Source organism: Burkholderia cepacia ATCC 25416, from assembly GCF_001411495.1.
Taxonomy (GTDB): Bacteria; Pseudomonadota; Gammaproteobacteria; order Burkholderiales; family Burkholderiaceae; genus Burkholderia; species Burkholderia cepacia.
The window spans coordinates 251,573-262,916 of the sequence record NZ_CP012982.1 but is presented as its reverse complement, the minus strand read 5'-3'; the positions used below and the strand labels follow the sequence as shown (position 1 = coordinate 262,916).

The window sequence follows — 11,344 nt, the reverse complement described above, 5'->3', positions numbered from 1 at the left end:
GATGCGGCCCCGTGCGCGGCGGCGCGGCTCCGCTGACCTACTCGCGGGGCGGCGGCCCCGCGTGAGCGACCCATTCGATGCCTGAAATCGAGCCGTTCGCGTCGTGCGACGCGACGAGAATGCGCGTCGTGCGGCGCGCGCCGCGCCGACGGGCGCTGGCCAGTACGGTCGGCGGCACCGAGCGCACCTTTGCGCTGGCCGAACGCCGCAGCATCTTCGACACGCGCAGCCGGAAGGCCAGCGGATGCACGACGCGCCCGGCGATCAGCCACATGACGATGGCGCCCGCGATGATCGCGATGCTGGTCGCGTAGAACACCATCTGTTCGATCGGCATCTCGGCCGGGTTGAACGGCAGCAGGTAGCGATACGTATAGATGCAGATCGACGCCCATACGGCGCCCACCAGCGCGGGCCGCACGAGACGGAACCAGACGACCTGCGCGAGCCCGGCGACGCGGCCGCGTTCGGTGATCATTTCGCGCGGCGTGCGCAGGGAGAGGTCAATAATCGGCGCGTTCTTCATGTTGAATGCCTCGGTCGGGGCTGACCCACACGGCCCGCTTGCCGCGGCCCCGCAGCACGACGGCCGGCAGGGCGACGACGGTGGTGATCATGCTGATCAGCCAGAAAGCAACGGGGTACCAGATGGTGTCCAGGAAGTACATCAGGAGTTTTTCGTCATACTGACGATCGATCATGCTGCCGATGATCAGTTGCAGGATGCAGGTCGCAACCAGCAACATCCCGTGCCAGTGCGGCACGACCGATACGTGCCAGCTCAGCGGCAGCGGATAGACGACGTCCACCAGCGCGAGCAGCAGGATGAACGACATCGAATAGGCCCACGCGATCCCGATCAGGTACTCGGCGAACAGCGGCCACATCATCATCTGCGTCGGCCGCGCGAGCGTGCCCGCATATTTCAGCAGCACCTGGATGCCGCCTTTCGACCAGCGCAGCCGCTGCCGGTAGAGCCCCATCAGCGTCTCGGGCATCAGGATCCAGCTGAGCGCGTGCGGCTCGTATACGACGCGCCAGTCGCGGCATTGCAGCTTCCAGCTGATGTCGATGTCCTCGGTCAGCATGTCCGCGCTCCAGTAGCCGACGTCGGCGAGCGCGGTCTTGCGGAACATCGTGACGACGCCCGACACCGTGAAAATGCGGCCGTACACCTGCTGCGTGCGCTTGATCAGCCCGACGATCGACGAGAATTCGCCGACCTGCATGCGGCCGAGCAGCGACGTGCGCGTGCGGATGCGCGGATTGCCGGTCACGGCGCCGACGCCAGGGTCGGTCAGGAAGTGCTCGAGCATCCAGCCGATCGCATCGTGCGCGAGCAGCGAATCGCCGTCGATGCACAGCAGGTATTCCGCGTTCGACACCGCGGCCGCGGTCGTGAGCCCGACCGCCTTGCCTTCGTTGCGCGCGTGATGGATCACGAGCAGCCGCGGGATCTCGACGGCCAGCTCGTTGAGGATCTCGCCGGTGCGATCCTGGCTGCCGTCGTTGACCGCGATGATGTCGTAGTTCGGGTAGTCCATCGCGTTCAGGTGCCGGATCACGCTCTGCGCGTTCGCCGCCTCGTTGAAGCACGGCACGACGATCGAGATCTTCGGGATCCCGCTCGCCGCGATCGTGCGCGTCGACAGCACGCGCCCTTCCTCGAGGAGGAAGTAATGGACGACGCCGCCGATCATCCACAGGTACGACATGAAGAACGGGTAGTAGAAGACGAAATCCTGCAGGCGCTGGATGATGCTGTGGCTGGTCATGGCGTCTTCGTCCCCTGTGTTTTCTGCATCTGCATCAGCGCGTTGATGGAGGTCGGATCGAGGCGCGACTTCAGCGACATCACGTCGCGCATCGTGTCGAGATCCGGCTGGTTGTTCAGGAAGTTGTCCGGGTAGTAGCCGAAGTTCACCGCGCCCTTGCTGCGCAGGCGCCGCATCTGCGCGAGCAGCGCGGTGCCGCCGATGTCCTTGCGCGCGTGCCAGTCGTACGACTGCAGTTCGAACACGGTGCGCCTGGTGCCGAGCTGTTTCGCGCGGACGGCGTCGACGAGCTGGTCCATCCAGCGCTCGGGGTCCTGCGCCTGTTCCATGTACGGCATCGCCATCAGCGCGACGAAGTCGTAGGTGGCGAGGAAATCGTCGTAGTTCTGCGCGAACCACGCTTCCGATTCCGGCTTCAGCACCGGCAGCGCGAAGATGTTGCGCGCCGTCAGCACGTCGCCCGCGTTCTGGTTCGCGAGCACGATCTGTTCCAGCTGGCGCGTCAGGTCGATCAGGTAGCGGCTTTTCTGCCGCGTCCAGCGCTTCATCAGGTCGGGTGTCGCGCGGATCTTGCCGATGTCGGCCGGCAGGCCCCATTGCGCGTACGTGCTCAGCGCGTGCCGGCCGGCGTCTTCGTAATCGTCGAGCACGGCGTCGTCGCTGAACAGGATGCCGCTGAACGACGCGTACTTGCCGAGATCCTCGTAGATCTGCTCGATGAACAGCCGCGCTTCGGGGTCGAACGGGCTCAGGCGGTACACGCGCGAGCCGTTCTCGCGCGCCGGCGCGCCGCCGTATGCGCTGACGGCTTCCAGGCCGCGATGCTTGTCCGCCCGCGGCCGGAACGCGAGCACCGGCATCCACGCATACACCTGCACGTTCGAGCGCGTGCTGAGCTGCCAGGCGGCGCGCGAGAACAGGTCGCCGCGCATCGGCAGGTGCCGGTTCGGGAAATACAGCGATTCCGCGACACCCGTGCCCTTCGGGTCGGCGTACGCCTGCAGGTATACCGATTTCGGCTGCATCCGGTAGATGCGCTCGATCAGCTTGCCGAGATTCGCTTCCTGGCGCGCCGGATCGGGATCGTAGACCTGGTCGAGATCGACCTGCACGACGCGCTCGGGAATGTCGACATCGCCGCGGTTGGAGGCCGGCTCGCGCATCGACCGCTCGAACCCGCCGATGTCGACGTCGTACATCATCAGGATCCGCCGCAACCGGTCGAGCGGCACGTCCGGCGTATTCGGGCCGGCATCGAGGCTGAACTGGATGTCCATGCCGAGCGACGTCGAGATCTTGCGCACGGGCTGGTTTTCCGCGCCGTACGGCCAGACCATCGAGCGTGCGACGATGCCGGTGCGTTCGCGGATCTGCCGCACGCATGTCTGCAGGTCGTCGTGCACGCGCGCTTCGAATTCGGCGTCGGTTTCATAGCGTTTCTGGTCCTGCAGGTAGAGGTGCGACGTGGTCGCCGGCAGTTCGTTGCCCTGCGGATTCGCGACCGCGCCGTGATGAAGGTTGTGCGTGTGGCACCCGAGCTCGACGAATTCCGACTGGCCGACCTTCTTCACCTGGTCCCACGTCATGAAGTAGTCGCGCGGCATCTGGACCTTGTCGCTGATCTTGATCGGCGTATCCAGCGGCGCGTCGATCCAGGCGGTGACGATGCCCATCACGGCCGGATACTTGAAGCGCTCGAGCAGCGGCAGGACTTTCGTGTAGTGGCTGCTGTAGCCGTCGTCGAACGTGAGCAGCACCGCGCGCGGCGGCAGCGGCTTGCCGCCGTGTCGTGACGCTTCGATCTGCCTGACCGTCACGGTGTGGTAGTTGTTGGTCTGCAGCCACGAGAAGATGGCCGTCAGCGTGCCGGTATCGACCGCGTACGGATCGACCATCGTCGACGACGAGAACGTCGCGAGCAGGTTGTCGCGCACGTCATGCATGCAGATCACGCGGAACGTCTTGCCGTCGACCGGATCGGACGGCGGCAGCAGGTCGATCATCCTGGCGTTCGACACGCCGGGGAACAACGAACAGGCCGCAAACGTACCGAGGCATCCGCACATGAAGGTCCGTCTGGATTGCATTGTCCGATCTCCTTGCTAGAACGGCAGGTTGACCGACAGGAAGCCGGTTTCGGAGCGCTCGCGCTGGCCGTCGTACGCATGACTGCTGATTTCGACGCCGTAGGTCAGCGTGATGTCGTGCTTGAACGTCCACGCGTGCTCGAGGCGCGCGGTCCACAGCGGGCTCGTGCCGAAGCCGCGCTCGTTGTAAACACCGCCTGACGCCGACAGGCGCTGCTGCAGCGACATGTCTCCCTTCTTCCATAAGGTCAACTGGTGCATGACGGTCGCCGCGGCCGCATAGTCGCGGCCCGGGTTGAAGTAGGGGGCGTCCTGCCGCGTGTTGCTGTCGGTGCCGAGGTCCAGCGATACGTTGACGAGCTGGGTGGCGGACGTGTACACGCGCTGCGTGGCGGTCGCGGAAATCTCCTGGTGCAGGTTCGAATCGCTGTAGCGGCTCACGCCGTAGCTCAGCTTGACTTCGCGGCGGTCGCTCTGGCGATACACGACCGAGACGTTCGCGGAGCGGCCCCAGATGTGAGCGGCATACGCCTTCCACGGCAGCGAGTTGTCGTTGGTGTCGAGCCCGGCGCCGACCGTCCAGTAGTCGTTCAGCGCGTACGCGATCGACCCGCGGCCGCCGGTTCGGCCGTCCGCGCCGAACGAGCGCGTGACTTCGCCCAGCACGGTGAGCGGGCCGTGCCGGTAGTCGCCGCCGACGCCCGTGCGCGTGCGGCTGACGTTGCCGCCGTCGGTTTGGGCATGGCCGAAGAACGTATGCGAGAAGACCCGCCAGTTGTCGCCGAACGGTTGCGAATACACATAGCTGTCCGACGTGAAGCTGTTGTCGGCCAGTGCGCTGTTGCCGTGCTCGAAGCTCAGGTCGGTCGTGAACACGGGGCTGCGGTACGCCTTGTAGTCGCGCTTGAACCCGCGCACGGCGCCGCTGTCCGGGAACGTGTTGCCCAGGGTCTGGTCGACGTTCCTCGCGCTCGCGTAATCGTCTGCCGTCAGCGATGCGCGGCCGAGCCCCGCGAGCATCTCGACGCTGTCCGGGTGGTCGGTCAGCGACGCGCGATACATCGCGATCGCCTGGCGCGGGTGCGACTGGCCCGAGACCGCGTCGGCATGCGCGGCGCGGACTTCCGCGTTGAACGGCACTTCCTTCTCGAGTTTTTCCAGCGAGGCGATCCCTTCGTCCACCCGGCCCGTGTAGATCAGGTATTGCGCGCGCAGCCGGTAGTAGCGCAGGTAGTCGTCGTTTTCCGGCCCCCAGGTGCGCACGTCCTTGGCCGGCGGCAGCGATTTGCCCATGTCCTCGAGCGCCAGGTTCGCATCGGCCGCGCGTCCCTGGTCGACGTACGACCAGAACAGCCCCTCGCGCAATTCGATCGGGCGCGTGCGTGCGCCGTACTGGAAGCCGCGCGTCGCGATGTCGGCCTGCGGCGCGGTCGCCTGCTTCAGCGCGCGCTGGTATACCGCGTTGGCCTTGCCCGGTTCGCTCAGGTACAGGTACGCGTCGCCGACGGCCGCCAGTGCGTCGATCGAGATCTCCGCGTCCGGCGGAATCGTCTCGAACGTCGCGACGGCCTGCTTCATCTCGCCGCGTGCCGCCAGCGCTACCGTCCGGTCGCCGGCGAGCGCCGTCCTGACCGGCGAATACTCGGGCGTGGACGGCATCCGCTTGTCGAGGTCGTTCGCGGCGGCGAGCGCGTTGTCGATCCCGTCGAAGCGGTCGGGGCTCGTCATCGAGCGCGACTTGTCGCGTCCGCCGCGCACCTGCTGGCGGATCGACAGTTCCTCGAGCCGCGCGAGATCGACCGCGGAGAACACGTCGGGGCGCGCTTTCGCTTCCTCCAGCGCCTTGACCGCGCCGCCGCTCGATGCGAGACCGAACACGTCGTTGCGGACCGTGGCCGGATCGGCGGTGCGGAGATCGGGTATCTGCGCGTTCGGCGCCTGGGCTTCGGGTACCTGGGAGGCTGGCGGCTGCGCGCCGGGGGCCTGCGCGTTCGGCGCCGGCATGCCCGGTGTCGACGGGCTCGACGTCGGCGCCCCCGGTGTTTGCGGATCGGGGGGCTGACCGGGCTGAGAAGCGGCAGGAGTCGACGTGTCGGACATCTGCGCACTCGATGCCTGCGCGATCAGCGTCCGCGCATTCGGCGGTTGCACATCCGGCGCGGGCGAACCCTGTGCCGACACGTCGGGCGGCCTCCGGTCCGGTGCGCCGGCGGACCCGGCGATTTCACTGATGCGGCCCGACTCCGTATCGCCTTCGGCGGAGAAGCAGGGGCCGGACGCGACGAGCAGCAATACCAGTGGCGCATGCAGGAGGATCCGCCGGTTGGACGGAGCGACGGCCGTGCAGGATTGTTGATGATTGTTGGCCACGAGGTGTCCTCCTTTCGAAACGATCACATCGGTGACACGCGTGACGAGGCACGTCGTCGCGTGTCGCGCGGCCGGGCTGCGAGAGCCCGGCAATGCGGCGCCGGCTCACAGCCGGTTACGGATCGCCTGGCCGAGCAAGGCACGCGATTCGCTGTTCGTCGGGTCGATCGCGAGCGCCCGGCTCGCGTTTTGCTCGACACAGTTCCATTCGTCGATCACCGCGCACGAGCGCGCCTTCGCCAGCGCACGCGCGCTTTCCAGTTCTGCGTGCGTGACGCTCGCCGTCTGCATGCGCGTGGGGTCGGTGCCGTACGCCCGGGGTTTGGGCGCGAAGTTCATCCGCTTGTCCGTGCCTGCCAGCGTGTCCGCATGCGGCGGCCGATGCGTGGCGCCGTGCCGCGTGGCGGCGCGACCGGAGGCGGTTGCCGGCTGCGTACCGGCCGCGAGTGTCACGGGTGGCGCATGCGGCGGCCGCCGGTGCGTCGCGACGGCGCGGGAAGCGGGGTGCGGCGCGGTTTCCGGTGCGACCGCGAGCGTGACGGGCGGCACGGTCGATACCTCGGGTGCAGCCGACGCCGACGCTGCCTGCCATGGCGGCGCGGGCGGTGTGGCCTGCGCGCGTGTCGACGCCGGCACGGGCGCGACGGATGTGCCGGACGATGCGCTCGCGCGGGAGGCCAGGGTCACGATCGCGTTGCGATACTTCCCGACCGCGGTTCCGATTGCGCTGGAGATGTCGTGCGCCATGCTCGGGTGGCCGACTGTCGTGTCTCGCTCGGCATACGCGAAGATGCCGAAGATCGTGGCAAACGCGACGAAGCTGAGTGCTGCGTTCTTTCCCGGGCCCCAGGAGGGTTTCGGCTGGGGGGCGGGCGAGCGGTCCGGTCGTTCGGCAGGAGGCATGCAATGCTCCTTGATTCGATGCGCGGCGGTGAATGGCGTGATCGGGGCGGGGTCAGGCGGGACTTACCATCGCAACTGCGTGGAGAGTGCCCCCGTTTCCACGATCGCGAACTGGGTGGCGCCCTGGTACGTCCCTTCCACCCGGTAACTTGCGTCGGGCACGCTGAACAGGCAGCGCGACCCGGACGCGTTGAATTCGACGAGCACGCGCCCATGGCGCCGCAGGCGCACCTGGACATTGGCAAGCGGCTGCCCGGTGCTGGCCGAAGCAAACGACACGCCCAGGTTGTACGGCCGGCCGTCGGGAGGCAGCGGCGCCGTGCCGTCGATCCGCGCGTCGCCGCAGATATACGAGATCACGTAGCGTCCGTCGCCCGGACCCGACGCAGGCGTCTGGGCCGTTGCATTCATGCAGAGCGCGGAGAGGGCGGCGCTCAGGAAGGGGCGAGCGTGCTGTCGAATCGAGGAAGGCATTGCAACCTCCGTTCCGGAATCAATGACGAGTATTTATTCCGAGTCAAATTTGCCAGCGTTCTTTTTTGCGACACGCTATTGATACACGATGGATTACGAACCAACAATCGCGTGTGGCCCGAATGGGACGGCAGTGAAATATCCTATTTACATAGGATAAGGGCGGATTTGCATGACTCTCTTAATACTGAAGAAAGTCGATATTGCCGAATATGAATATTGCTATTCGGTAGCAACGATCCCGCACGCATTGAATCACGTCTGTCGTATCGGCATTCGTGCCGAAAAATAACGACTGATAAAAGGAATATTTGCGACTGTGTTTGCGGCGAATCGAGGTCGATTCGGGTACAGGTCGAGCGAAATAAAAGGGCGGTGTGACGTTGCTGGTATTTTAGATTGTTACGGGTGAATCGAAACTTTTAATTTGTTCTGTAACAGGTTATTTCTGTCCTGATAATAAGACGGAATATATCCGGGTATCGTGTCGGATGTAAAAAAATCAAGCCGTGAATTGCAAACGTTTGCGATTCCACTGATAACGATTACCGGTCTGGCGCGTTATTTTTCAGGCGACGGCGGGATCGCAGTTTGCTGTCGGAAAAGCGGGTCGCGTTCGCCGGGAAGCGACGCGGATGCATGCGCACACCGCATGGCTGAAATTCGCGGTTGCGTTCGCTTCGTCGCCGGACACGACGCGAACGCGAACGCAAACACAATCGCGAAGATCAGCGGCCGGCGCCCGCGCTGCGCCGTGCGATGCGCGTCGCCGGCGCGGATGCCTGTTCGTCTGCGCCGACGGCACCTTCGACCGCCGCGCGCGGCCGGTTCATGATGTACGTCCACAGTTGCTCGGCCGCGAGCCCGCGCTTGCGGGCCGACCGATACAGGCGGATTTCGAGTTCGGTGATCCAGTCGCCGGAACCCGCGCATACGAGCGTGCCTTCCGCGAGTTCCTTCGCAACGCAGCTTTCCGGCAGCCAGCCGATCCCGTGCCCGGCCACGACCATGCCCTTCAACGCCTCGGACATGTGCGTCTCGAAGCACCGGTGCACCACGTACGGCTCGGTTGCGTTCAGCAGCAGCATCTCGACGATGTTGCCGAGGAACGCGCCCGACGAATACGCGAGCAGCGGCAGCGGTGCGTCGGGTGTGCCCGGCAGCTGGAACACGGGCTTGCCGCGCGCATCGGGCGTCGATACGGGCAGGATCCGTTCGACGCCGAGGCTGACGAACGGGAAGTGGTTCGGGTCGAGCACGATCGGCAACTGCGGATGGTGATAGCCGAGCAGCAGGTCGCATTCACCTTCGACGAGCTGCTGCACGCCTTCCGGCACGTTCACCGCGTTCACGCGTGCGGTCACGTGGCCGACTTCGCCGTTGAGCTGCTTGAGCCATTCGGGAAACAGCGTGAAGACGAGCGTATGGGCGACCGCGAAACGCACGACCTGATCGCTGGCCGCGAACTGGTCGTAGCCGTTCACGAGATTGCGCGCCGCATACATGCTGCGCAGGATGTCCGCGGCGAGCCCGCGGAACATCTGGCCGGCCGGCGTCAGCGTGATCGGGTTGATGCTCCGGTCGACCAGCTTCGCGTCCATCCAGGTTTCGAGTGCGGCAATTCGTCTGCTGAATGCCGACTGCGTGAGGTGCCGGTGACGTGCGGCCCGGGAAAAACTCTTGGTATCCGCAAGGCTCAGGAAATCTTCCAGCCACTTTGCTTCCATTTCGATCTTCGCTTTTTATAGTCGGGCGCCTGAAGGGCGGCACCCCGTGCTGCACTAATTTTCTAGCGTACCGCGCCTCGCATGGGTCGGCCCGATGTTTTTTTTCGATCGGTGTCAGTCGAAATATGCATGGGCGTTGTCGGCGGGATTACGGCTGCATAGCGTTGAGGTGCCGGATCCGGCTAACCGGACAGTTCACAGCATCGAACTGCCGGCGCGCCGCAGACGGTACTTCCCCCAGGGCCGGTTGCGCCGTGTGCGTGCCGGCCCGCCTCCATTGTGGCGGCCCGGTGCCCGGTCGCGCCGTTTTTTTGTGCAGTGCAGATTGCACATTCGTGACACGCGGGGGAACTATGTTCGGAAGACGCGGCGCAGCATCGGCCGTGCGCGCCTGCGACGCACCGTCGTCGCACGTCGCGTCGGGGGCTGCACCACTGTGGTGCGCAATATCGCCCGGGCGTGCCTGGCGCGGCGCAAAAAGGGGGGATTATCGAGGGAGCCCGCAAGGCACGTTCCTTGCAACGCAGTCGTTACGCCGGTCCGGCATGCGCAATGCCGGGGAAAACGATCGATGGAGAAAAGATCGATGAAGCCATTCGATGAAATGCTGCAATCCGGCGACATGGTAAGGGCGCCTTACGCGCGCCTGAAGCAGTGGCTCGACACGCAGAATCCCGCGAGCCTCGCCCAGAAAGCCCACGACGCGGAAGGCGTGTTCCGCAAGACGGGCATCACGTTCGCCGTCTACGGCGACGCGGAGGCCGCCGAGCGGCTGATTCCGTTCGACATCGTCCCGCGCATCATCTCGGGCACGGAATGGAGCCGGCTGTCGCTCGGCATCGAGCAGCGCGTGATGGCGCTCAACGCGTTCCTCGACGACATCTACCATCGTCAGGAAATCGTGCGCGCCGGCATCGTGCCGAAGCACCTGATCGCGCACAACGAAGCGTTCATCCCGGAGATGATCGACTTCCGGCCGCCCGGCAACGTTTACACGCACATCATCGGCGTCGACATCGTGCGCACCGGCGAGAACGAGTTCTACGTGCTGGAAGACAACGCGCGCACGCCGTCCGGCGTGTCGTACATGCTGGAAAACCGCGAGACGATGATGCAGCTCTTCCCGGAGCTGTTCCAGCAGGTCAAGGTGCGCCCGGTCGAAACCTATCCGCAGATGCTGCGCCAGTCGCTCGCGGCCGTATGCCCGCCGGGCGGCAACGCCGACAACCCGACCGTCGCGGTGCTCACGCCGGGCATCCACAACTCCGCTTACTACGAACATTCGTTCCTCGCCGACCAGATGGGCGTGCATCTCGTCGAAGGCAGCGACCTGCAGGTGATCGACGGCCGCGTCGCGATGCGCACGACCGAAGGTTTCCAGCCGATCGACGTGCTGTACCGCCGCGTCGACGACGCGTTCCTCGATCCGCTCACGTTCCGCCCCGATTCGGTGCTCGGCGTCGCGGGGATCATGGACGTCTACCGCGCGGGCAACATCACGATCGCGAACGCGCCCGGCACGGGCATCGCCGACGACAAGGCGATCTACTCGTACATGCCGGAGATCGTCGAGTTCTACACGGGCCGCAAGGCGCTGCTGGAGAACGTGCCGACCTGGCGCTGCGGCGAGGCCGACAGCCTGAAGTACGTGCTCGAGCATCTCGACGAACTGGTCGTGAAGGAAGTGCACGGTTCGGGCGGCTACGGGATGCTGGTCGGGCCGGCCGCGTCGAAAGCGGAGATCGAGGCGTTCGCCGCGAAGCTGCGCGCGCGCCCCGCGAACTACATCGCGCAACCGACGCTCGCGCTGTCCACGACGCCGATCCTGACCGACGCCGGCCTTGCGCCGCGCCACGTCGACCTGCGGCCGTTCGTGCTGGTGTCGGACCGGATCCGCATCACCCCGGGCGGGCTCACGCGGGTCGCGCTGAAGGAGGGATCGCTCGTCGTCAACTCGAGCCAGGGCGGCGGCACCAAGGACACCTGGGTGCTGGCCGACTGAGCCGGA

At 65.6% G+C, this 11,344-nt stretch carries 8 protein-coding genes; 1 reads left to right on the top strand and 7 read right to left on the bottom strand.

From position 1 onward, the window contains the following. Nucleotides 1–37 precede the first annotated feature (37 nt). The 7 genes from APZ15_RS18595 to APZ15_RS18565 form a co-directional block, all read right to left on the bottom strand. A complete protein-coding gene (locus tag APZ15_RS18595; protein ID WP_027791296.1) occupies nt 38–526 on the bottom strand; it encodes a hypothetical protein in 489 nt (162 codons plus the stop codon). Continuing rightward, nucleotides 504–1,775, bottom strand: a complete 1,272-nt coding sequence (gene pgaC / locus APZ15_RS18590) for a poly-beta-1,6-N-acetyl-D-glucosamine synthase (protein WP_027791297.1) — start codon at nt 1,773–1,775, stop codon at nt 504–506. The genes APZ15_RS18595 and pgaC overlap by 23 nt, the downstream gene beginning before the upstream one ends. Continuing rightward, nucleotides 1,772–3,862 carry a poly-beta-1,6-N-acetyl-D-glucosamine N-deacetylase PgaB gene (gene pgaB, locus APZ15_RS18585; RefSeq protein WP_027791298.1) on the bottom strand — a complete coding sequence of 697 codons (2,091 nt, stop codon included), beginning with the start codon at nt 3,860–3,862 and terminating at the stop codon, nt 1,772–1,774. Before pgaB ends, pgaC begins: the two co-directional genes overlap by 4 nt. Before the next feature lie 15 nt (nt 3,863–3,877). Next, a complete protein-coding gene (gene pgaA, locus APZ15_RS18580) occupies nt 3,878–6,232 on the bottom strand; it encodes a poly-beta-1,6 N-acetyl-D-glucosamine export porin PgaA (protein ID WP_027791299.1) in 2,355 nt (784 codons plus the stop codon). A gap of 105 nt (nt 6,233–6,337) precedes the next feature. Continuing rightward, the gene (locus tag APZ15_RS18575) at nt 6,338–7,135 is read right to left on the bottom strand and encodes a hypothetical protein (RefSeq protein WP_027791300.1); all 798 of its coding nucleotides are present in this window, start codon (nt 7,133–7,135) and stop codon (nt 6,338–6,340) included. Nucleotides 7,136–7,198: 63 nt separating this feature from the next. Then, a complete protein-coding gene (locus APZ15_RS18570; protein ID WP_027791301.1) occupies nt 7,199–7,609 on the bottom strand; it encodes a hypothetical protein in 411 nt (136 codons plus the stop codon). Nucleotides 7,610–8,337: 728 nt separating this feature from the next. Continuing rightward, nucleotides 8,338–9,336: a LysR substrate-binding domain-containing protein gene (locus APZ15_RS18565; RefSeq protein ID WP_027791302.1), complete on the bottom strand. Its 999-nt coding sequence runs from the start codon at nt 9,334–9,336 to the stop codon at nt 8,338–8,340. 586 nt (nt 9,337–9,922) lie between these two features. Between APZ15_RS18565 and APZ15_RS18560 the strand changes: the two genes are divergently transcribed. Continuing rightward, nucleotides 9,923–11,338, top strand: a complete 1,416-nt coding sequence (locus APZ15_RS18560; protein WP_027791303.1) for a circularly permuted type 2 ATP-grasp protein — start codon at nt 9,923–9,925, stop codon at nt 11,336–11,338. Nucleotides 11,339–11,344: the final 6 nt, after the last annotated feature.